General features: G+C 67.8%; 17 protein-coding genes and 1 pseudogene. 5 read left to right on the top strand and 13 right to left on the bottom strand.

All coding sequences use genetic code 11. The features are described from left to right. Window positions 1–31: 31 nt before the first annotated feature. Together ACZ5M6_RS05270 and ACZ5M6_RS05265 are read left to right on the top strand one after the other, a co-directional pair. Window positions 32–859 carry a TIGR02587 family membrane protein gene (locus tag ACZ5M6_RS05270; protein WP_464159846.1) on the top strand — a complete coding sequence of 276 codons (828 nt, stop codon included), beginning with the start codon at window positions 32–34 and terminating at the stop codon, window positions 857–859. A 4-nt stretch (window positions 860–863) separates the two neighbouring features. Continuing rightward, the gene (locus ACZ5M6_RS05265; protein WP_444572451.1) at window positions 864–1,244 is read left to right on the top strand and encodes a hypothetical protein; all 381 of its coding nucleotides are present in this window, start codon (window positions 864–866) and stop codon (window positions 1,242–1,244) included. A gap of 5 nt (window positions 1,245–1,249) precedes the next feature. On the opposite strand, the gene ACZ5M6_RS05260 is transcribed toward ACZ5M6_RS05265, so the two are convergent. The 4 genes from ACZ5M6_RS05260 to ACZ5M6_RS05245 all read right to left on the bottom strand — a co-directional run bounded on the left by ACZ5M6_RS05260 (window position 1,250) and on the right by ACZ5M6_RS05245 (window position 5,450). Then, window positions 1,250–1,444 carry a hypothetical protein gene (locus ACZ5M6_RS05260; RefSeq protein WP_224764354.1) on the bottom strand — a complete coding sequence of 65 codons (195 nt, stop codon included), beginning with the start codon at window positions 1,442–1,444 and terminating at the stop codon, window positions 1,250–1,252. Window positions 1,445–1,535: 91 nt separating this feature from the next. Next, the gene (locus tag ACZ5M6_RS05255) at window positions 1,536–4,088 is read right to left on the bottom strand and encodes a cbb3-type cytochrome c oxidase subunit I (protein WP_444572453.1); all 2,553 of its coding nucleotides are present in this window, start codon (window positions 4,086–4,088) and stop codon (window positions 1,536–1,538) included. Continuing rightward, complete coding sequence (gene coxB, locus ACZ5M6_RS05250) at window positions 4,085–5,056, bottom strand: cytochrome c oxidase subunit II (RefSeq protein ID WP_464159845.1); 972 nt, start codon at window positions 5,054–5,056, stop codon at window positions 4,085–4,087. The genes ACZ5M6_RS05255 and coxB overlap by 4 nt, the downstream gene beginning before the upstream one ends. Next, window positions 5,046–5,450, bottom strand: a complete 405-nt coding sequence (locus ACZ5M6_RS05245) for a c-type cytochrome (protein WP_464159844.1) — start codon at window positions 5,448–5,450, stop codon at window positions 5,046–5,048. Before ACZ5M6_RS05245 ends, coxB begins: the two co-directional genes overlap by 11 nt. Window positions 5,451–5,546: 96 nt before the next feature. Between ACZ5M6_RS05245 and ACZ5M6_RS05240 the strand changes: the two are divergent. Continuing rightward, window positions 5,547–6,140, top strand: a pseudogene (locus ACZ5M6_RS05240) (c-type cytochrome); the annotation flags it as partial. A gap of 46 nt (window positions 6,141–6,186) precedes the next feature. Here ACZ5M6_RS05240 and ACZ5M6_RS05235 read toward each other — a convergent pair. Continuing rightward, complete coding sequence (locus ACZ5M6_RS05235; RefSeq protein WP_464159843.1) at window positions 6,187–6,906, bottom strand: cytochrome b; 720 nt, start codon at window positions 6,904–6,906, stop codon at window positions 6,187–6,189. Beyond that, window positions 6,903–7,649, bottom strand: coding sequence for a cytochrome c oxidase assembly protein (locus tag ACZ5M6_RS05230; RefSeq protein ID WP_464159842.1), 747 nt, complete (start codon window positions 7,647–7,649; stop codon window positions 6,903–6,905). Before ACZ5M6_RS05230 ends, ACZ5M6_RS05235 begins: the two co-directional genes overlap by 4 nt. Before the next feature lie 142 nt (window positions 7,650–7,791). Here ACZ5M6_RS05230 and ku point away from each other — a divergent pair, with 142 nt between their 5' ends. After that, window positions 7,792–8,637: a non-homologous end joining protein Ku gene (gene ku / locus ACZ5M6_RS05225; protein ID WP_464159841.1), complete on the top strand. Its 846-nt coding sequence runs from the start codon at window positions 7,792–7,794 to the stop codon at window positions 8,635–8,637. Between the two features lie 127 nt (window positions 8,638–8,764). On the opposite strand, the gene ligD is transcribed toward ku, so the two are convergent. From ligD to ACZ5M6_RS05205, 4 genes are all read right to left on the bottom strand, one after another. Next, entirely contained in the window at window positions 8,765–11,320 is a 2,556-nt protein-coding gene (gene ligD / locus ACZ5M6_RS05220; RefSeq protein ID WP_464159840.1) for a DNA ligase D, read from the bottom strand. An 82-nt stretch (window positions 11,321–11,402) separates the two neighbouring features. Next, a complete protein-coding gene (locus ACZ5M6_RS05215; RefSeq protein ID WP_464159839.1) occupies window positions 11,403–11,672 on the bottom strand; it encodes a hypothetical protein in 270 nt (89 codons plus the stop codon). Beyond that, window positions 11,653–12,165: a chemotaxis protein CheW gene (locus tag ACZ5M6_RS05210; RefSeq protein WP_287397006.1), complete on the bottom strand. Its 513-nt coding sequence runs from the start codon at window positions 12,163–12,165 to the stop codon at window positions 11,653–11,655. The genes ACZ5M6_RS05215 and ACZ5M6_RS05210 overlap by 20 nt, the downstream gene beginning before the upstream one ends. 5 nt (window positions 12,166–12,170) lie before the next feature. After that, window positions 12,171–13,673, bottom strand: a complete 1,503-nt coding sequence (locus ACZ5M6_RS05205; protein ID WP_183217938.1) for a methyl-accepting chemotaxis protein — start codon at window positions 13,671–13,673, stop codon at window positions 12,171–12,173. Window positions 13,674–13,973: 300 nt separating this feature from the next. Here ACZ5M6_RS05205 and ACZ5M6_RS05200 point away from each other — a divergent pair, with 300 nt between their 5' ends. Next, window positions 13,974–15,728: a methyl-accepting chemotaxis protein gene (locus tag ACZ5M6_RS05200; protein ID WP_224762151.1), complete on the top strand. Its 1,755-nt coding sequence runs from the start codon at window positions 13,974–13,976 to the stop codon at window positions 15,726–15,728. 78 nt (window positions 15,729–15,806) lie between these two features. Here the strand turns inward: ACZ5M6_RS05200 and ACZ5M6_RS05195 are convergent, their stop codons facing one another. The 3 genes from ACZ5M6_RS05195 to ACZ5M6_RS05185 form a co-directional block, all read right to left on the bottom strand. Continuing rightward, window positions 15,807–16,418: a MarR family winged helix-turn-helix transcriptional regulator gene (locus ACZ5M6_RS05195; protein ID WP_464159838.1), complete on the bottom strand. Its 612-nt coding sequence runs from the start codon at window positions 16,416–16,418 to the stop codon at window positions 15,807–15,809. Between the two features lie 298 nt (window positions 16,419–16,716). Beyond that, on the bottom strand, window positions 16,717–20,913 hold the full coding sequence (locus ACZ5M6_RS05190; protein ID WP_464159837.1) for a beta strand repeat-containing protein: 4,197 nt from the start codon (window positions 20,911–20,913) through the stop codon (window positions 16,717–16,719). 8 nt (window positions 20,914–20,921) lie between these two features. After that, window positions 20,922–22,622 (bottom strand): ShlB/FhaC/HecB family hemolysin secretion/activation protein, encoded by a 1,701-nt coding sequence (locus ACZ5M6_RS05185; protein ID WP_464159836.1) that lies wholly within the window; start codon window positions 22,620–22,622, stop codon window positions 20,922–20,924. Between the last annotated feature and the right edge of the window lie 139 nt (window positions 22,623–22,761).

Below are 22,761 nucleotides of genomic sequence, written 5' to 3'. Positions count from 1 at the left end.
GCCAAGGCGCCGCTTCGGACGTTGGCGGAAGATGAGCGCCGCCGCCCTGATCGATCTGAGCCGAGAACGCGCCTATCTGCGCGACCTGGGCCGCGCGTTCGGGGGCGCCCTGGTGTTCAGCATCCCCCTGCTGATGACGATGGAGATGTGGGAGCAGGGGGTGGCCATGGACCGGGGCCGGCTGCTGGCCTTCATCGTCGCGGGCCTGCCCCTGCTTTACGGCCTTGCCTATTATGCGGGCTTCTCCGACCGGCGGGGGCTGGTGAACGATCTGATGGACACGGCCGTCGCCCTGGCGGTCGGCTTCCTGACCGCCGGCGTGCTGTTGAGCCTGTTCGGCGTGGTCCGATGGGGCGATCCCCCGCGTGAAGCCCTGGGCATGATTGCGCTTCAGGCCGTTCCGGGCGCCATGGGCGCCCTGCTGGCCCGCCGCCAGCTGAGCGGCGACGGCGGCGGCGAGACCCAGGAGGATCAGGCCTCCTATGTCGGGGAGCTGTTTCTGATGGCGGCCGGCGCCCTGTTCTTCGCCCTGAACGTCGCCCCGACCGAGGAAATGATCCTGATCGCCTACAAGGCCGGCGCCCTCAACGTCCTGGGGCTGATGGGCGTGTCGATCCTGCTGCTGCACCTCATCGTCTTTCGCGCGGGCTTCGCCGGTCAGGAAGAGGCGGATCGACCGGCCCACGCCTTCTTCCACTTCACCCTGCCCGGCTACGCCATCGCCCTGGGGGTCAGCCTGTTCGCCCTATTCATCTTTGGGCGGATCGAAGGGCATTCTCTGGCCGGGGTGGTCCAGGCGACGGCGGTCCTGGGCTTTCCCGCCGCGATCGGCGCGGCCGCCGCCCGTCTGCTGGTCTGATCCGATGAACCGAGCCACGCGCCGAAAAGCCGCCCCGCCCCGCCCGCATTTGCAGACCGCCATGGCCGCTCTGGGCGGGGTGGTGACCCTGGCCGCCGTCGGGGTGATCGTGTGGGAGGCCGTGCACCCCGCCGCCCCGGCGACCCTGAGCGCGCGGATCGAGAGGGTCGAGACCACCGCCCACGGCCATGTGGCCGAGATCAAGGTGGTCAATGACGGCGACGAAACCGCCGCCGGGGTCGATGTCGAGGCCGTGGCAGGCGACCAGACGGCGACCGCCACCCTGGACTATGTGCCCGGCCGCGGCCATGCGACCGCCTATATGCGGTTCGACGCCGATCCGCGCGCGGCGGTGGTGAGGGTCAAGGGCTGGTCGGAGCCCTGAAGGGCTCAGATCAGCAGCAGGGGCAGGGTCTGAAACACCACCCCGACCCCGCCGATGAAACAGCCGCCGACGCCGATGGCCGGCTCGAATCCCCGACGGGTTTTCAGGATCAACAGGGCGAGCCCCGCCTCGCCCGCCAGACAGGCCAGGCTGAATCCCCCGCCGATCAGGCGCCACAGGGGCGCCTCTGCCGTCGCCACCACGTCCGCCGTGGACGAGATCAGATAGACGCCCAGGAAATGGGCCGCCCAGATCAGCAGCCCGCCCGTCAGGATCAGCCAGCGTCCGATGTCAGCCTCCCGGGAACAGATGGGTCAACAGGGCGGCGGCCGCCCCTTGCGCGGCGGAAAAACCGATGAACAGGGCGATCAGCTGATAGGTCGCCGGCCTCCGGGCCGACAGCAGGCCGAAGACCCAGCGCATCAGGGCGAAGACCGCCATGATGGCGCAGATGGCCGCGAACAGCCCCTGCCAGGCGATCAGGGCGAAGACGGTCGCCCCCTGGCCGCTGGCCTGGGGACGCAGGCCCGCCCCCCACCAGGCGGACGCCTCGACCGCCCAGCCCGCCCCGATCGTCAGGCCCGCCAGCAGCATCAGGACGGCGGCGATCACCCCGCTGCGCGGCCGGTCCAGCGCCAGGACCCTCAGCGCGGCCCAGGCCAGCAGCGCCGCCGCCGCGCAAAGGCCGACGACCTGGATCAGAGACCCCGTCTCCGGCGGCGCCTGCCACAGATCGGGACGACGGCTCCACAGGAAGACGTAGGAGAAGCCGGCCATTACCGCGACCATGCCGGCGACGATCAGGGTGATGACCATGGCCCACCAGCCGTGGCTGGTCGGGCCCGAGACATAGGTCGGCAGGCGCACGCCCGCCCCGACGTCCACCACAGCCGCCCCGCCCTCGCGCCGGTCCGGCCGGTCCAGCTTCCAGCACCATTTGAGGATGCAATATACGGCCAGAATTCCACTGATCACCGAAGCCAGATAGGCCTGGATGGTCAGGATCAGGAAAAAGCCCGCCGTAAACACCGCCCCCCAGACGTGCCAGCTGGAGGGCCGGGGGATTTGCAGCAGATACTGGGGTTCGGCGTTCAGCGGGCTGGTGACGATGGTCTCGCGTTCGCCGCGCGGGGCGCCGGGCAGGAAATAGCGGCCGGCCTCGACGTCCTCGGCCAGCCCCTTCTGCTCCCAACCGGGATAGAGGCTCTTGATCACCGGAATGGAGCGCAGCGAATAGAGGCCGGCCGGCAGCCACTCCAGCCCCGGCCCATTGAAGACATTGCCCGCCTCGCGTCGCCCGAAGGGGCGGAAGTTGCGGATCATGTCCACCCCCCAGATCAGCACCGCCAGGCCGAACAGAAAGGCGCCGACGGTCGAGATCATATTGGGCAGGTCCCAGCCCCGATCCGGCAGATAGGTGTAGACCCGCCGCGGCATCCCCATCAGCCCGGTCAGATGCATGGGCAGGAAGGTCACGTTGTGGCCGACGAACATCAGCCAGAACACCCACTTGCCCCACCGCTCGCTGAGCGGCCGGGCGCTGGACATCGGCGTCCAATAGTAGATGGCGGCGAACAGCGGAAACACCATGCCGCCGATCAGGACGTAGTGCAGGTGGGCGACGATGAAATAGCTGTCGTGGGCCTGCCAGTCGAAGGGGACCATGGCGACCATGACGCCCGTCAGCCCGCCCATGACGAAGATCACCAGCCCCCCGACGGCGAACAGGCCCGGCGTGTTGAACCGCATCTTCCCCGCCGCCAGGGTGGCGATCCAGGCGAAGACCTGAACCCCGGCGGGCACGCTGACCGCCATCGAGGCCGCGCTGAAATAGTTGATCGAAATCTGGGGCATGCCGGTGGCGAACATGTGGTGCGCCCAGACGCCGAAGCTGATGAAGCCCGTCGCCAGCATGGCCAGGACCACCAGCCTGTGTCCCACCAGCCGGGTCTGGGCCACGGCCGGGATGATGGTGGACATGGCGCCCGCCGCCGGCAGGAAGATGATGTAGACCTCCGGGTGGCCGAAGAACCAGAACAGGTGCTGCCACAGCATCGGATCCCCGCCCCGCGCCGCGTCGAAGAAGGGCCAGCCCAGGGCGCGTTCCAGCTCCAGCAGCAGCGTCGACAGGATGATCGACGGGAAGGCGATGATGATCATGCAGGCGAAGATCAGCATGGCCCAGGCGAAGATCGGCAGCTTGTCCAGGGTCATGCCGGGCGCCCGCGTCTTCAGCACCCCGACGATGATCTCAATGGCGCCGGCGATGGCCGAAATCTCGATGAAGCCGATGCCCAGGAGCCAGAAGTCGGCGTTGATCCCCGGCGAATAGGCCATGGAGGTCAGGGGCGGATACATGAACCAGCCCCCGTTCGGCGCCAGGCCGAAGAACAGGGAGCAGAAGAAGCACAGTCCCCCGATCAGATAGGCCCAGAAGGCGTAGGCGCTGAGACGCGGGAACGGCAGGTCGCGCGCCCCCAGCATCTGGGGCAGCAGCAGCACCCCCAGGGCCTCGACCGCAGGCACGGCGAACAGGAACATCATCACCGTGCCGTGCATGGTGAAGATCTGATTGTAGGTCTCCTGGGCCAAGAAGCCCGTCATCGGCAGGGCCAGCTGGGTCCGCATCAACAGGGCCAGAACCCCGGCCAGCACGAAGAACAGCATGGCCGCGCCGACGTAATAGACGCCGATATAGTTGTTGTTGATCGCCGTGACCCATTCCCACGGCTTGCGCGGCGCGCACCAGACCTGTTCCAGCTGCTCCAGCTCGCCCTCGGGGCGGGGGTCGCGGGTCGGCAAGCGTTTGTAGAGTTCGGGATCGAACCCGGTTTCCGAACTCATTTCAGACTGTCCAGATAGGCCGAGACGGCGCGCAGGTCCTGGCCCGTAAGGACCGGATAGGAGGGCATGCGGTTGCCGGGCTTGATCCCTTGGCTGTCCGAAATCCAGCCCGCCAGCGTGCCCTGATTGTTCGGCAATATGCCCGCCCCGATCGTCTGGCGAGATCCGACATGGGTCAGGTCGGGACCGGCCAAACCATTGGCCTCGGTTCCCCGAATGGTGTGGCAGGCGCCGCAGCCGGAGGCGGCGAAGACGTCGCGGCCGCGCGCGATCAGGGCGTCGCCCTGGGCCGCCGCTATCAGGGCCGGTCCGGCCTGACGCGCGCGCCAGGCGGCGAAGTCCTGAGGCGCATGGGCCACCACGACCAGCCCCATCAGCGCGTGCGGCCCGCCGCAGTATTCGGCGCACTGGCCGCCATATGTTCCCGGCTGATCGGCCTGAAGCCGCATGAAGTTGCGCCGGCCGGGGATCATGTCGGTCTTGCCGCCCAGGCGCGGAACCCAGAAGCTGTGGATCACGTCGGCGCTTTCCAGCTCGAACACCACGGGCTGACCGGCGGGGATATGGACCTCATTGGCGTCCTGAAGGATTTCGCGTCCCTGGTCGTCCAGATAGGCGACCCGCCACCACCACATCTCGCCGGTGACGCGGACCCGCATCTCGCCCGGTCGCGGCGCCTCGGCGACCCGCGTGGTCGTGGTCAGGCCGTAGATCAGAAGGCCGGTCAGGACCACGATCGGAAAGGCCAGGCCGCCGATCCAGACCAGACGCTCGCCGCTGACCCGTCGCTTCCACCGCCGGGGGCCGAACAGGGCGACGCCCAGGGCGATCAGCACCACGGTCATCACCACCGCCGCCATGACGAACAGCACCCAGGCCACCACCTCGATCGGCCCGGCGAAGGGGCCGGCCGGATCCAGCACAGGCGGGGGCCAGCCCGCAGTTCCCGGCGTCGGTTCAGTCTTCATCGAGCGTATACAGATAGGCCGCGACGTCGCGGGCTTGGGCTTGGTTCAGGGGCATGGGGGGCATGGCGGTCCCGGGATCCAAGGACGGCGCGTCGATCAGCCAGCGGGTCAGGACGCCGGGCTGGTTCGGCAGGCGCCCGGCGATGAAGGGGCGCGCCCCGAAGCCCGCCAGGTCGCCGCCGCTGCGGCCTTCGGGCCAGGCGACGCCGGGAATCGTGTGGCAGGCGGCGCAACCGACGGCCTCGATGACCGCCAGGCCGCGCGCCGGATCGCCCTGGGCCACCGGCCGGGGCTGATCCGCCTTGTCGACGCAGGCGCCAAGGCCCGCCGAGGCGAGCGCGAGCAGAGCCGCGGCGGCGGTCCGCCCTGCCTCGCCCTGTCCGCCCCATCTCATCGCCGCCCGGTCCCCCGCCCTGAATCGCCTCGGGCCAGGCCTCGAAAGCTTCGCCAGACCAATCCCCGCAGGAGGAGGAAGTTCCCCGGCTGCGACATGGCGTCTCCGTCGGGCGGCGCCTTCGGAACCGGGGCCGTAGGCGGGGGTTGGATGCAGGTGCGCGCGCCCCTTGCCCCTCTGATGCTCCTGATGCTGCTGGCCGGATGCGAGGCGGCGGCGACCGACACCGACCGCGTTCTTTCGGCCAACGGCGAAGTCATCGCCCTCAGCGGCGGCGCCGGCGGTGCGGCCAACGCCTGTTTCACCTGTCACGGCCTGGACGGCGGCGGCGACGGGGCCGCCGCGCCGCGACTGGCGGGCCTGCACGTCGGCTATCTGCAGAAACAGATGGAGGACTACGCCTCGGGCCTCAGGGCCGACGACCAGATGACGCGCATCGCCAAGGCCCTGGATCAGAGAAGCCGACGCGAGGTGGCGGCCTATTACGCCGCACTGCCGATCCCGCCGACGGAGCTGAACGCCGCCGCCGCCCCGGCGCCGTCGGTCTATCTGAGGGGCGATCCCGCGCGGGGGGTGGTGGCCTGCGCCGCCTGTCACGGCTTGAACGGCGAAGGAACCGGCCTGGGCGGCAATCCTCAGATCGCGGGCCAGCCCTACCCCTATCTGGTCGAACAGATGGAGCGGTGGAAGTCGGGCGAACGCCGCAACGATCCGCGCGGCGTCATGGCCGCCGCCGTCAAACCGCTTTCGGACCCAGAAGTCCGCGCCATAGGGCTTTGGCTGTCCGAACAACCTGCTTCTCCAGCGCCCGCCAGCGCCTCTGCCACCGGGTCCGCTTCCGTCGACGCAGCGGCACGACCGGCAGCATCGCGTGAAACACGTCGTCCCGATCGATCAGATGGTGCTTGAGGGCGGCCCCGGCGTGGATGGGGATCATCAGCAGCAGGGTGACCACCAGGCCCCAATGCATCCATTCCGCCGCCGCCTCGATCGCCCATAGCTGACTGTTGGACAGGTCCTGGAACGGCAGCAGGGGCCAGGGGATGAATCCCAGCGTCTCCAGTTCGCGCGTCCGGTCCGTCGCCGAGATCATGGCCCAGCCCGACAGGGGCAGGCCGAACAGGCAGATGTAGAAGACATAGTGGGTGACGTGGGCGGCCCAGCTCTCCCACCCCGGCTTGTCCGCATCATTGATCAGGTCCGGCGCCAGCAGCCGCCAGGACAGGCGGCCGATCACAAGGATCAGCATCAGGACGCCCACGGCGAAATGCAGATCATAGGCGGCCAGCATCTGACCGCCGACCGGCTGACGCCCCATCCACCAGCCCCAGCCCAGCTGAAAGATCACCAGGGCGGCCATGACCCAGTGAAACAGGATGCCGACCGGCGAATAGCGGCCCTGGTCATGGTGGCCCGCCGCCCATTCCAGCAGTTGGGTGAAGAGTTTCTCGATCACGCCGGACGCACCCCGGCCTCGGCGGGAAGGTCCGGCCCCAGCATCCGGCCCAGCCGCCACAGGGCCGCCAGCAGATAGAGGCCCGCCGCCGGCGCCCACATGATCAGCCCCGCCGCCTGCTGGTCCTCCAGCGGGGTCAGGCCCCAGGCCAGGGTCGTATAGGCGTGGGGCGCATAGACGGCCTGGCCGGCGAAGGTCAGGACCGCGCCCAAGAGCCCCATCGCCAGCATGGCCGCCAACAGGCCGACCACGGCCGCAGGCGCGCTGGCCGCCCGCGCCGCCGCCCAGAACCAGACGGCGGAGGCCAGAAGGCTGAGCTGCATGATCCAATAGACCAGGTCGCTGGACAGGGCGGCGCCATAGGCGGCGGGCGCATGCCACACCCACAGCACCGCCGCCTGGACGAAGGTCGCCAGGGCCAGAGACCCGTATCGCCGTCGCGGCGCCATCTCGGCCAGCAGGGGCGCGGCGACCGTGACCAGCAGGACGTGGTGCACGGTCCGTGCCGAAAACAGGGCGGAGCTGAGGGCGCACAGGGGCGACACGAAGCTGACGCCCAGCACCGCCATGGCCGCCAGGCCCAGGCCCCGCGACCGGCCGCGCGTCCGCATCAGGATCAGGGCCGTCGCCCCGGCCATGACCAGCAGCAGCACGGGGTCCAGGTTCCAGCGCCAGTCGCCGGCGGCGGGCGCGGGGCCGCAATAGGGCGTCCAGCCCAAGACGGGGGTCAGGCTCTGGTTCATCAGGATCGTCTGGTCGGCCGCATGCGCCCCGCCCTTGCTGCAAGCTTCACATCGGAAAGGTGCGACAGGCCGGCCGGTTCCGCGCGGAAACGCCCGCAGCCCTGCGGCGTTAGGTCACCGAACCCAAGGCGAGGAACGCACCATGGCCGCAAGACCCACATGGCAGGGGCATCTGAAACTGTCGCTGGTGACCTGTCCGGTCGCCCTCTACACCGCCACCGCCTCCAACGCTCACGTCAGCTTCCACCTGATCAATCCCGAGACCAACAACCGCATCCGCATGGTGCCGACCGACCCGGACACCGGGCCGATCGAACGGTCGGATCTGGTCAAGGGCTATGAGGTGGCCAAGGACGAATATGTCCTGTTTGACGACGCCGACTTCGACAAGGTCAAGCTGGAGACCACCCGCACCATCTGCATCGACAGCTTCGTGGACGAGGACGAGATCGACCGTCTGTACTGGGACGACCCCTTCTATGTCGTGCCCGAAAAGGGCGTGGGGGCCGAGGCCTTCGCCGTGATCCGCGACGCGATGAAGTCGGCGGGCAAGATCGCGATTGGGACCCTGGTCCTGCGCGGGCGGGAACGGCAGCTGGCCCTGGAGGTGCGCGGCAAGGGGCTGGTGGCCTATTCCCTGCGGGCGCATGACGAGGTGCGGCCCGCCGAGGACTATTTCGACGACATTCCCTCGGTCAAGGCGGACAAGGACATGGTCGAGATCGCCAGCCGGATCATCGCCCAGAAGGAGACGGACTTCGACCCGACCGACTTCAAGGACCGCTATGACGAGGCCCTGCGCGAGATGGTCAAGGCCAAGCAGAAGGGCGGCAAGTCGGTGGTCGAGGCGCCCGAGCCCGACGACACCAATGTGATCGACCTGATGGAGGCTCTGCGCAACAGCCTCAAGGGCTCCGCGACCAGCGCCAAGCCCAAGAAGAAGGCTGCCGCCAAGAAGAAGCCGACGACGCGCAAGACGGCGGCGTGATGGGGGCGGGGTGCTAGTGATTAGTGCTAGTGAGCAAGAGGCGGTCTGGGCGCGGACCAGCGGACAATTCCACTGCTCATGCCTTGCTCACCAGCACTAGCACTAGCACTAATCACCACCACCGTTCTTAAAGCCCCATCGCCTTCAGCACGGGCCGCAGGCTGACCTCTCCGGCCCGGAAATCCTTCCACGGATCGGACTTCTTCAGCAGGGCCGGGGCGTCGTGAAGGGTGAAGGCCCGGGGGTCCAGGCCCGCCTTGACCTGCCCCCAGGACAGGGGGAAGGCGATGCCTGCGCCCGGCCGCGCCCGCACCGACCAGGGGGCGACCGCCGTCGCCATCCGACCGTTCCTCAGATAGTCGATGAAGATCTTTCCGCCGCGCGCCTTCTTGGCCAGGGTGGTGGTGAACCGGTCGGGATCGGCGCGGCGCACCTCTTCGGCCACGGCCTTGGCGAAGGCCTTGCATCGGTCCCATTCGATCCGGCTGCGGCCGTCCGAGCGGATCGGAACCACGACATGCAGCCCCTTGCCGCCGGTCGTCTTGACGAAGGGGTTCAGCCCCTTGGCCTCCAGCGTTTTTCGCACCGTCTTGGCCGCCGCGATGACCGCTTCGAAATCCAACCCCTCGTCGGGATCGAGGTCGAAGGTGACCTGTTCGGGCGTCTCCGGATCGCCGGGCCGACAGCCCCACGGGTGCAGCTCAAGCCCGCCTGACTGGGCGACGGCGACCAGGCCCCCGACGTCGATCACGGCGACATAGGGTTTGCGCTCATGCACGTCGATCAGCTTCAGCCGCGGGTTCGACCCCGGCATGGCGTGGCGCTGGAAAAAGGTCTCGCCCTCGATCCCATCGGGCGCGCGGATGATCGACACCGGCCGGTCGGCGACATGGGGCAATATCCGTTCGGCCGCCTGTTCATAGTAGCGGGCCAGGTCCGTCTTGGTGATCGCCGGGCGGCCGCCGGCGGCGGGCCACAGAACCTTGTCCGGGCTGGACAGGGTGACGCCGGCGACGACCACCTTGTCCTTGCCCGTTCGGCGCGGCGTCGGCGCGGCCTTCTCCGCCTGTTTCGGCGACGGCGGTTGCGGATCATCGACCACCTCCTGAGCCCGCTTGTCCTCGCGCAGCCCCTTGAAGGCCGCATGGCGCAGGGAGCCGCCTTCGGTCAGACCGCCGTGTTCCAGCTCGGCCACCAGAACCGGCCGCAGCCAGTGGATGTCCTTGCCGCCGCGCGGCGCCCCCTTGCCGACGAAGGGCGAGGTCTCCGCCGCCGCCCCCTTCAAGGCCGGCAGCAGGGTCTTCAGCAGGGGGGCGGAATAGCCGGTCCCGACCCGGCCGAGGTAACGCAGCCCCTCCTCCTCCGCCACGCCGACCAGGAGGGAGCGAAAGCGCGTACCGCCCTCCGACGACCAGCCGCCGATGACGACCTCGTCCCTGCCGCGGCATTTGGACTTGACCCAGGTCGAGGACCGGCCCGGCTGATAGGGGGCGTTCAGCGTCTTGGAGATCACCCCTTCCAGATCCATCCGGCAGGCGCTGTCCAGCACCGCCTGGCCGGTGGAGGCGAAGTGATCGACATAGCGCACCCTCCCCCGCGCCTTGGCCGGGATCCGGTCGATCAGGGCCTGGAGCCGCGCCTTGCGGTGCGACAGGGGCAGGGCCGTCAGATCGTCCCGCCCTTCCTTCAGCAGGTCGAAGGCGAAATAGACCAGGTCGTGGGTCTTTCCGTCGGCTATGGCGGCCTGAAGGGCGGAAAAGTCCGGCGTATGGTCCTCGGTCAGGGCGCACAGTTCGCCGTCCACCACCCCGTCGGGCCACTGGGCCGCATCGGCCGCCAGTTCGGGAAAGCGGTCGGTCCAGTCATGGCCTCGACGGGTGTAGAGGCGCGCCCGCCCGCCGCCGACGGCGATCTGGATGCGATAGCCGTCGAACTTGATCTCATGCACCCAGCCGGCGCCCCCGGGCGGATGGTCCGCCACCTTGCACAGCTGGATCGGCTGGAAGGCGGGCGGCTGGGCCAGGTCGGCTTCGCGCGGCTTGGCCTTCGGCGGCTTGGGGCCCTTGCGCGCGACGGGGCGAGAGGCGGTCCATTGGGTCTTGCCCTCGGCGATCTCGGCCAGGCTCCGGCCGCTGGCGACGGAGGCGTCGATCTCCATATTGGCGTCGCCCTCGCCGGGCACGGCCGCCTCGTCCTTCTCCTTGATCAGCAGCCAGTTGTTGCGTTTGGACGGCTTGCCGCGATCGGACTTCAGCCGCACCAGGGCCCAGCCGCCGCTCAGCCGCTCGCCGTGCAGGATCATCTTCAGCGAGCCGCGCTTCAGCGCCGCCTCTATGTCGGGCTCCTGCGGCTCCCATTCGCCGCGGTCCCACAGTTGGACGGTCCCGGCGCCGTAGTTGCCGGAAGGAATGGTCCCCTCGAACGTCCCATAGGCCAGGGGGTGGTCCTCCACCTCCACCGCCAGTCGTTTGACCGCCGGATCGCGCGACGGCGCCTTGGTGACGGCCCAGGACTTCAGGACCCCGTCATGTTCGATGCGGAAGTCGTAATGCAGCCGGGTCGCCGCATGGCGCTGGATCAGATAGGTCAGCCGGCCCTTGCGTCCGGCCTTGGTCTTTCCGGCCGGTTCGGGGGTGCGGGTGAAGTCGCGCTTGGCCCGATAGGCTTCCAATCCGTTCGCCATGTCGCCGCCTCGCCCGTCTTCGTCCCTGGTCGGACGACAACGTGCATGGGGCGAATTCGATCACCCGGCTCTCCGGCGACCGTCAGACGGTTTCGTTGGCCGAAGCGGCGGTTTGCAAGGCGCCCCATCCCGACAGAAGAAGGACGCAGACGTCGTCGGCCCAGGGCGCGCCCTCTTCAGACACCGACAGGGCCATCTGAAGCAGGGCCGAGACCATGCCGGCCCTGTCGCAGCCGTCCGGCATGACAGGGCTCAGATCGCGCTCATCGACCTCATCGGCCAGCCAGGCCGCCACGCCGTACGGGGGCCAGGAGGCGTCTGCGGCCGGGATCTCAAGCTGCGGCGATCGCATCGAAAGCCTCGTCGGCGGGACGGCTGCGGTCCGGCGGCAGCAGATTGTCCAGGTCCAGCAGGCTGAGCATGGCGCCGTCCACCGCGAAGATTCCGGCGACGACCCCACCCTGGCCATGGCCCATGTCCGGCGTCGCCTGGCGGTCGGCGTCGTCCAGCTCGACGATGTCGGACACTCCCTCGACCAGCAGGCCCACGGTCCGTCCGCCGCAGTTGGCGACCATGATGGCGTGACGCGCCGAGGGTTCGGTCGTCGGCAGGCCCAGGCGCGCGGCCAGGTCGATGATCGGCAGGACGCTGCCGCGCAGATTGACCACCCCCTTCATATAATGGGGCGACTGGGGCACGGGCGTCGCGGGGGTCCAGCCCCGGATCTCCAGCACCGAGGTGATGTCGATGCAGAAGGCTTGGTCCCCGACCCGGAAACCGACCATCTCACGACGGCCGGAGCCGGCGCGGTTGACGGAAAAGGCGTCAGTTTGAGTATGCGCCATGGACATCAGAAGGCCTCCCATTCGGAGTGAACGGCGGCCTGTCGGCCTCCGCCTGCGGCGAGTTTCAGTCGGGGCGCAGGGCGGTCGGCCGCGAAGGCGGCGATCCGGCCATGGGCCTCTTGCAGCGGCGCAGGTCGGCTGGAGCCGCCGTCCTGGCTGGTGGTGAACCGGCCGACCAGCTGGGCCAGTTCGGCGGCCTCGCGGCTCAGGGCCACGCTGGCGGCCGTCGACTCCTCGACCATGGCCGCATTCTGCTGGGTCACCTGGTCCATTTCATTGACGGCGGTGTTGACCTCGGCCAGGCCGACCGCCTGTTCCTGGGTCGATCCGCGAATCTCGCTCATCAGCTGAGTGACTTCGACGATCCGACCGGCGATGCCGGTCAGGGCCTCGCCGGTTTCACGCACCAGGACGACGCCGGATTTGACCTGGGCGCCGCTGGCGGAGATCAGGGTCTTGATCTCCTTGGCCGAGTCCGCCGACCGCTGAGCCAGGGCCCGCACCTCTGAGGCCACGACCGCAAAGCCCCGCCCGGCCTCGCCGGCGCGCGCCGCCTCGACTCCGGCGTTAAGCGCCAGAAGGTTGGTCTGGAAGGCGATCTCGTCGATGACGCCGATAATCTGACTGATCTGGTCGGACGAGCGTTCGATCTCGCCCATGGCGTCCACCGCCCGTTGGACCACGGCGCCGCCCGTTTCGGCCTGGGCGCGGGTCTGGCTGACCACCTTGTCGGCCTCCTGGGCGTTCTCGGCCGTCCGGCGGACGGTGGCCGTAATCTGATCCAGGGCGGCCGCCGTCTCTTCCAGGCTGGCCGCCTGACGTTCAGTGCGACGGGACAGATCTTCGGCCGCTGAACTGATTTCCTTGGCGCCGGACTGCATGGTCTCGGCGTTGCCGCCGATGACGGCGATCGCCTGGTCCAGCGCCGCCATGGCGCGGTTGAAGTTCTCGCGCAGAGCGGCGTACTCGCCCGGAAAATCCTCTTCGATCCGATAGGACAGATCGCCCGAGGCCATGGCCGACAGGCCCTGGCCCGTATTTCGCACCACCATGGCCTGAACGGCCGCCGCCTGACGATCAGCCTCGGCGCGGCGTTCGCGCTCCTCTTCGACGGCGGTGACGTCAATGGCGAACTTGACCACCTTATAGGGCTTGCCGTTGACGTCGAAGATCGGATTGTACGACGCCTCGATCACCGCCCGCTTGCCGTTCTTGCCGTAACGGACGAACTTGTCGGCGACGAATTCCCCGGCGTTCAGCCGTTTCCAGAACTCGGCATAGGCCGGCGAGCGGGCCTCGGCCGGATCGACGAACATCCGGTGATGCCGGCCTTTGATCTCGGACAGTTCATAGCCGAGCACCGCAAGGAAGTTGGCGTTGGCGTCGAGCACCACGCCGTCGAGATCGAACTCAATCACCGCCTGGGACAAATGAACGGCCGCGACGATGGCGCGAAGCTCCAAGAGCTCCTCGCTTTCCGCCTGCGGTCGATTGAACAGCTTACGCATTCGGGTGGCTTTCTCTTCTTTGCCGCCTTTTCCCAGACCCACATTACCGCTTCGCTATACGATGCTTCGCGCCCGAAGCTTTTACAACCTTGGTCGATGCCGCTATGCCACTACCAGTTTAACTTCGTTTGTAAGTAAAAGTACTAGTATCCCCGAAAAGCACAGCGATGTTGGGTTCAGATAAACATTCCGTACACTTTCCAGTAATGAGTGAGCACTAACGCTGCAGCCAAAGGGCGACGAACGCCCGCAGCATCGAGAGCGGATATGTGGGCCAAGGGGAAAAAGCCGGCGAGCGGCATGCTGGAAACGGCTGTAGAGGCTCTTCGCACCAACATCATGTTGGCCGACAAGGACCTGAACATCACCTATCTGAACCCGGCGGTTCGCAATCTTCTGCAAGAGGCGGAAGCCGAGCTACGGTCAGACCTGCCCAACTTCAGCGTTGATCGGCTGGTCGGCTCCAACATCGACGTCTTCCACAAGAACCCGGCCCACCAGCGGCGGATGCTGGCGACTTTGAGCGAACCCCATTCGGCCACCATCCGGGTCGGGGGTCGCGCCTTCGACCTGTTGGTCACGCCGCTGAAACAGGGCGGCAAGGCCGCCGGTTTCGTCGTGGAATGGGCGGACGCCCGCTATCGGCTCGCCAGCGAGGACTATGCGGCCCAGATCGAGGCCATCGGCCGATCTCAGGCCATGATCGAATTCACCCTGGACGGGACCATCGTCAACGCCAACCGCCTGTTCCTGGACGCCATGGGCTATCAGTTAGAAGAGATCGTCGGGCGCAAGCACGCCATCTTCGCCGAGCCGGCCTATCGCGACAGTCCTGAGTACAGCCAGTTCTGGGCCGCCCTGTCGTCCGGCCAGTTCCAGTCCGGCGAGTTCCGGCGCGTCCGCAAGGACGGCGGGGCCGTCATCATCCAGGGCTCCTACAACCCCATCGTCAATCCGGACGGCAAGGTGGCCAAGGTGGTCAAGGTCGCCGTGGACGTGACCCGTCGAGTCGAGGCGGTGGAACAGATCGGCGACGCCCTGACCGCCCTGGCCCAGGGCGACCTGGAGCGCCGCATCACCACCGCCTTCATCCCTGAACTGGACAAGCTGAGAACCGACTTCAACGCGGCGGTCGACGCCTTGCAGGCGACGATGAAAAGCGTCGGCGAGACGGCGGGCGCCATCCGTTCCGGCGCCGACGAGATCGGCGTGGCCTCCGACGACCTGTCGCGCCGCACCGAACAGCAGGCCGCCAGTCTGGAGGAGACCGCCGCGGCTCTGGATCAGCTGACCGCCACCGTCCAGCGCAGCGCCGCCAACGCCCAGCAGGCCGCGACCGTCGCCGCCGGGGCGCGCGGCGACGCCGAACGGTCCGGCGCCGTCATGGAAGAAGCGATCGGCGCCATGGCCGAGATCGAGCGCTCCTCTGGCGAAATCAACCAGATCATCGGCGTCATCGACGAAATCGCCTTCCAGACCAATCTTCTGGCCCTGAACGCCGGGGTCGAGGCGGCGCGCGCGGGCGAAGCCGGTCGCGGCTTCGCCGTCGTGGCGTCTGAAGTTAGAGCCCTGGCCCAGCGGTCGGCTGAGGCGGCGAAAGAGATCAAGGGTCTGATCGCCGGCAGCACCAGTCAGGTGGGCAAGGGGGTGAAACTGGTCGGCGAAACCAGCCAGGCCCTGGCCGTCATCGTGGACCGGGTCGCCGAGATCGACGGCCTGATCACCGAAATCGCCACCTCGGCGCGCGAACAGTCGACCGGCCTGGCCGAGGTCAACACCGCCGTGAACCAGATGGACCAGGTCACCCAGCAGAATGCGGCGATGGTGGAGGAGTCGACAGCCGCCTCCCATTCGCTTCGCCAGGAGACCGAGAACCTCGCCTCGATGATCGGGCGGTTCCGCCTGGGCGCCGGATCAAACTTGCTCGCCGCCGCCCCGCTCGCCGCCGCTCGCCCCGCCTCGCCGCCCCGTCCCGCGCCGGTGAAGCTGGCCGCCGTCGCCGGCCGTCAGACCGCCGCCGCCCAGAGCGTCGAGGCGGACTGGGAAGAGTTCTAGAACCCGATCGTTCGGCCGGCGCCGCGCAGCGGTTCCGGCCAAAGCGTCAGTCAAGCGCTCGCTTGGATTTTCAGCCGATCAGGCCCTGGGACCGGACGCAGCGGGCGGGCGTCGACGCGGGGCGGGCTTGAGCTTGCGCCCCTCCTGCTCAGACAGCCGTTCGACCGCCGCGCCGATCTTTTCGAGCGTTCTCTGGGTCACGGCCAAGTCTTCGGCGCCGACAGACTCGAGAATCTGCTCCTGAACGCAGGACAGGCACTTAGACCAGACGTCATGGGCCGACCGTCCCTCGGCGGTGATCTGCAATAGATGCGCCCGTCGGTCGCCGATCAGGGTCTGACGGCTCACCAACCCCGCCGACAGCAGGGCGGCCGTGCGGGTGGACATGACCGCCTCTGACACAGCCAAAAGGTCGGCGGCCTCGCGCTGGGTCAGGCCGGCAGGCCGGTTCTGCAACAGCGTCAGCACGGCCAACTGGCCGACGCCGAAGCCGGCTTCGGCCAAAACCTCGTCCAGGTGGGCGGCCCACCGCCGCGCCAGGATCGCAACCGTCAGCCCCAGGGTGTTGCCGGCGTCGCCCTTGCCGCAGTCGCCGCAGTTCGCGTCCGGGCGGTGACCTGCGCAGGTCGCAGGATCGCCACAGACGAGGGGTCGATCTTCTGGCGCGGCGAGTCGGGCGCCGTCGTGCATGTCAGGTTTCCTCCTAGCCTGACAGTTTCACCCAAAGACCCTGCACGCAATAAGGATTTTCCCGAGTGGGCGGGGTATGTAATCGTCAACAGACATTGTCGGGCCAAGTTAAGGCTGTCGTGGGATAAGCCCGGCCACGCCTGAATGATGGGCGATCGGCAAGACCCTGTCCCAGGTTAAAGCCGCCACCGCAAGGCCGCGCAACATGACGGTGTCACCACAGGCGCCGCTCATGAGACGCTATAAAAATAACAGACTAGGCATCCCGCAGAACCTGGATACCCTTCAGCGGTCAGGGTCAGCGTGTTGGGTCAATCGCGCAGTCGCTTGTCCCCCGGTCGCCATTGCAGTCGCCGCGCTCGTCTACGACACTCAATGCACCCTCGCGGCTGCCTGGCGTCTCATACGAGGCGAGATAGGCGACGAGACCCTGGATTTCCTGAACGGTCGCTGTTTGCGTGGTCGGAGCGACCGGGACTGCCGTGATCGTCAAGCTGTTGCCGATGAATGTGAGTTGGTAGTTCGCCGAGGCCGCAAGGCTTCCCTGGGTGATGGCGTAGGCGCCTGGCGCCTCGCCTGGGGACCGTGTAAGCGCGCCGGTCAGCGCATCGCCGGTTACAAGACTGCCGGTAGTGACGGCGTAGGTTAGCGCGGGATCCGGCGCGCCCTGGGTTTTGGAAACCGCGTCGGCGGACACGGTGATCGACCGTCGAAGGATGGTCGCAAGAGTCGATGCGGGCACGGTGAGAGTATAGTTGCCAGCATCGGCGCCGGTCAGGCCGACGCCGCTGACCGTCACGGTCTTTCCGGTTCCGGCGTTGGCGTCGGTGAAGGCGAAGGATCCGGCGGTGGCGCCGACGCTGTCACCGCCGAGCACGCCGTTCAATGTCACCGTTCCCGCGGCCGCCGTCGTGCCGTCATAGGTCTTGTTAGACGCAGACACATTGGCGGTGATCGCACGCTGAAGGATGTCGGCCAGGGCCGTAGCGGGGATGGTCACGGTGTAGTTGCCCGCATCCGCCCCCGTCAGACCGACGCCGCTGACCGTCACCGTCTTGCCGGTTGCGGCGTTGCGGTCGGCGAAGGTCCAGGTTCCCGCCGTCGTGCCGACCGTATCGCCGCTGACGACGCCCGACAGGGCGACCGAGCCGGAACCGGCGGTCGTGCCGTCATAGGTCTTGTTCGAGGCGGTCAGGGTGACGGTCAGACTGCGCTGAAGAATGTCGGCCAGGGCCGTGGCGGGAATGGTTACGGTGTAGTTGCCCGCATCCGCCCCCGTCAGACCGACGCCGCTGACCGTCACCGTCTTGCCGGTTCCGGCGTTGCGGTCGGCGAAGGTCCAGGTTCCCGCCGTCGCGCCGACCGTATCGCCGCTGACGACCCCCGACAGGGCGACCGAGCCGGAGCCCGCCGTCGTGCCGTCATAGGTCTTGTTCGAGGCCGTCAGGGTGGCGGTCAGACTGCGCTGAAGGATGTCGGCCAGGGCCGTGGCGGGAATGGTTACGGTGTAGTTGCCCGCATCCGCCCCCGTCAGACCGACGCCGCTCACCGTCACCGTCTTGCCGGTTCCGGCGTTGCGGTCGGCGAAGGTCCAGGTTCCCCCCGTCGCGCCGACCGTATCGCCGCTGACGACCCCCGACAGGGCGACCGAGCCGGAGCCCGCCGTCGTGCCGTCATAGGTCTTGTTCGAGGCCGTCAGGGTGGCGGTCAGACTGCGCTGAAGAATGTCGGCCAGGGCCGTGGCGGGAATGGTCACCGTGTAGTTGCCCGCATCCGCCCCCGTCAGACCGACGCCGCTGACCGTCACCGTCTTGCCGGTTCCGGCGTTGCGGTCGGCGAAGGTCCAGGTTCCCGCCGTCGCGCCGACCGTATCGCCGCTGACGACGCCCGACAGGGCGACCGAGCCGGAACCGGCGGTCGTGCCGTCATAGGTCTTGTTCGAGGCGGTCAGGGCGCTCGTCAGGGCCTTGGGCGTGACGGTGATCTGGCCGGTGTTGCTGAAGGCGAAGGCGTAGCCGCTGTTGCTGGTGAGCGTGCCCTGCGCGGCGGTGACGGCATAGGGGCCGCCGGCGACGGAGGCGCGCTCCGCTGATCCGGTAGAGCTGATCGCAGCTGCCCCGCTGAAGGCCGTCGCCGCCGTATCGGCCAGGAAGGCCCCCGCCACGCCCGGATGATAGCCGCTGACGGTGTAAAGGGCGCCCACCGAACCCGTCAGATCGGTCCCATAAACCTTGCTCGTGGAAAGGGTAGTGACCGTCAAAGTGGGTTGGGCGGCGAAGACGTAGCGGTTGCCGCTCAGACCCGCCGGCGCTCGTGTCGCCAAGGTTCCGTTCCAGAGGGCCGTGGAGCCGCTGTCCAAACCGCCGAAGGTGCTGGAGTTCGGAGACGCCGCATAAATCGTCCACTTGCCCGAGGCGGCAAGCGCAGAAGAGCCCGACTGGTTGATGAAGTCGCCGTCGGTGGAAAGGACGATGTCGCGCCCGCTTGCGATCCCCGAGGGGCTGAACGACAAGGCTCCTCCGGTGGTGCGGACCAAGATGTCGCCGGCGCCGGCGTTGACGCCGCCCGTCACCGTCAGCCCACCCTCATCAACGAGCGAAAAGCCGTTGGCCGTAAAGACGTCGAGATCGCGAACACGGTTGACGGCCGCCGTCAGATCGGTGGCCCCGCCTGATCCCCCCATCAGATTACCCGTGATCCGGCCCAGGGCGCTCTGGCTGATCGTTCCGCCGGCATGGAGCGAAACCGTGGAGGTTCCTGCATCGAGCGCCGCGTTGAGCACGATGTCCGAACTCGCCCCGCTCGCCGACAGGGTGATTCCGCTGGCGGTGATCGGCGCCTGCACCGTCAAGTCGCCCGTGGTGGTCAGCGAGACCCCGGTGGCTCCGCCGTTGAGCGCGCCGCTGACCGTCAGGCCGCCTGTATCGACCAGGCTCAAACCGTTCGCGGTGGACGCGCCCAGGGCGCCGATCGCATTGGCCGCACCATTCAAGGTCACGCCGTTGATCGCCAAGATCGTCAGGACTCCCGCCGTCAGGGCTCCGGCGGTCTGAGAAATTCCGTCGCTGGACGTCAGGCTGAGAACCCCGTCCGCTCCGGTCTCGGTCAGATCGCCGCCGAGCTGGAGCGACTGCCCCGACAGATAGAGGCCGTTGCCCGCGGTGAGCGTCCCCACCACGTTGACGGCGCCGCCGTTCTCGGCGGTGATGCGAAGTTCATCCGGCGCGCTGAGCCCGCCCAGGGTTACGCCGAAGGCCATGTCCTGAATGATGAACTTGCCGATCCCCGAAGCCGCGTTGAGGAAGACCGGCGAAAAAGCGGCGCCTCCGGTCCAGTCCGGCGCCTTTAGGGTATAGTTCTGACCCACCTCGACCGAGACGGAAACAGTGGTCAAATTGCCTGACTCCAGCCGCACGCTTCCGGTGGGGACTGAGATAAGGTCGTTGATGATCACTTCATCGGACGCAATCACGTTCAGATCGCCCCCGGAAACCGTGGCGGCGCCGATTGTCACATCCCCTGCGGGAGCCCCCGTCGGTGTTTGCAACGCCCCTCCGGCGATGAAGTGGCGACTGAAGGACTCCTCTCCCGCTGCGTAAAGCACGACGTCGCCATCGACGAACTCCACTGCGTCAGCCGCCGAACCGCCCAACAGAATGGAGCCGAGACCGCCGTTGTAGCCGGCGGCGATCAGATAGGTGCGTCCTCCGGCGGCAGCCGACGCGGTGTCGAAGCGCGCTTGGGATCCGACGCTGATTGCGGTGTTCTTGTCGGTACCCGTTGCGACGGTGAGCGCAAGATAGGCGTCGAGATCGCCGTCGAAGACGAGCGTCGCGTCACGCGCGGCGATCAGGGCGATGCTGCCGCTGGCGGTCGCGCTGCCTGAGAAGTTGATTTCGGGGCCCACCACGGTCACCGCGCCGGCGGCGGCGTTCAGCGCCGCGCCCCCGTTCAACGCGACGGAGCCGCCCACGCCGGTGAAGTTGAAACTGCTGTCGTTGTCAAAGATATCGGCGTCGGTCAGCCCCAGAGACGACAACAACAGTCCGCCGACGTTGAGAACCGCCGTCCCCCCCACCGCTATGCCGGAGGCATCGAGAAACCAGACCTGGCCGTTGCTGTTCACGGCGCCGTTGATGATCGTGCCGCCTCCGCCCAGGATGCGGTTGACCGCAATGCTCGTCGAGCCACTCTGGTTGAAGTTCAGCGTGTCGCCGGGCGCCAGATTGAAACCGTTCCAGTTCAAAAGCGTCCGCGAGCCGCTCAAAGTGATGGTCGAGGTGTCGGCGCCGCCGGTGTTGGACGCCGCGCCCGAGAAGACGGTCGCCGATCCCGATCCGTTATAGGTGTTGGAGACGGTTCCGGCGGCCGTGCTTCCACCGCCGGCTGCGATCTGGGCCGAGGCCGGCGCCGCCAACGCCAGCAAAAGTGCGACGGGGGCCGCGGCGCTCAGAAGAAGCGAGACGCGACGACGAGCGGCGTGAGCGTTGTTCATGGCGAGCCTCAACGGAACGAGAAGGTGGTGGAGAGCGACAGCAGCAGCCGATCCTTCGGCCGGACCGCGCCGGGGAACGGCGCGTTCTGCGGCGCCGCATAGACCAGGCTGACCTGCCCCCTGCGTGTGCGGGCGCGCACCCCGGCGCCGACGGACCATGGCCGGCTGTCGTAGCCGAAGGCGTCCTGGTTCCACAGCTTGGCCGCATCGACGAAGCCGAAGACGGTCCAGACCGCCTGGGCGGACGCCGCCTCCCAGCCCGCCTCGATCTGGGTCGCCAGGGCCCGATCGCCGGACGCCGCTCCCGGATCAAAGCCCCGGCCTACGGTGTAGGATCCCACCTGGAACTCTTCATAGGCCGGCAGCGGATCCGGCGCCCACTGCCCCAGCAAAGCCGCCGCCGCATAGAGGCCGCGTCCCGGCGACAGGACGACGTCCTTGCGGATCGAGGCTTGACCTCGAACCGAGGTGAAGTCCGGCCGCCCTTCGGGCCGCGACAACAAGGGATCGCCGGCTTCGCTGGTGCCGAAAGCCTCCAGACCTTTGCGCAACTCGGCTTGGAACCCGCCTTGAAGCCCCGGCGTCTGCCTCGGCCGCCAGGTGGCGACGACCTCGGCGGAAAGGACCCGCAGGCTTTCCTCGAACAGGGCGGTCGCATCGCCGTTCGGCTGGCGGAAGGCGCCCAGATCGTTCTTCTGATCCACCCACTCCAACCGGGCGCCCACATCCATGCGCAGGGGCCGAGTGAGGACGACCGGATACCGGACGCCGAGTCGGCCGACGGTCGAGCGTCCCTCTAACTCTAGCGGCGCCAGGGCGCCGCCGGGCTCGGATTCGCTGTAGGCCACATCGCCCAGAACGGTCAGGCCGGAGGCTCCAATACGGAATTCCTCCAGCAGTTGGACCACTCGTTGATCGCCTTCCAAACCCGAGAACAGGATCAGGCTGGTGCGCTCGGCGAAGGCGGTGAAGCTGTTGGCGTCAAGGCGGATCGAGGCGCCCTCGCGCCCGACTTCTTCTGAACCGAAGTTCTGGCCGCTCAGGGTGACGTCCAGCTTCCGCCGAGGGGCGAAGGCCGCCACGGCTTCCAGACCATTGGCTTCGCCCGTCTCCGCGCGACGGATGCTGAAAGACGGGTCGGCGCCGGGAATGTCGCGAACCAAGAGAAAGGCGCGTTCGACTTCGCGCCAGCGCGTCGCCCGTTCCGTTTTCAGAGCGCTCAGATAGTCGGCGGCAAGGGCGGCCGCAGGGCCCAGTTTGTCGGCGTCAATCACGGAGGCGCTGACCACTCGACCTTCGGTCACGGTGATCACCAGGACGCCGCCCGTCATCCGCTGTTGGGGCAGATCCACCCGCACCAGGGCTTCGCCCTCAGCACCGTACAGGGCGGCGACGCGGTCCCGAGCGACGCAGAGCACCGACAGATCGCTGTCCTTACCGATCAGATCCGCCACCGCGTTTTGAATCTCGGCGTCGGAGATCAGGCTGGCGCCCTGCGCCTCGATCCGCGTCAGGGTCGTGCGACCTTGACCTGTGAAGGGGCATTGTCCGGGCTGGTACAAGGTTGTTGGATCAACGACCGGTGCGGCCAGCGGGCGCGCCTGACGCGCCGGATCGATCTCTTCGCGGGTCTGGCCGGGGACGACCTGGGCTGAGGCGACGCCTGGGGACAGGAACAGCGCGACGGCCAGGGTCGATGCGCCTCCCATAAGTCGCCAAGAGGCGCCGCGCCTTGCAATACCACCCATCACGCCTGCCCTCTCCCCAACCGCCGTAAGGCGGCGATCCAGTCCTTGTTCGCTGAACTAGACTCCCTCACTCTTGTCTGCATCTACAATCTTGTAGAGG

Source organism: Brevundimonas sp. Br13 (genome assembly GCF_055391505.1).
Note: the sequence above shows the minus strand (reverse complement) of the source record. Positions and strands in the feature narration are given on the sequence as shown.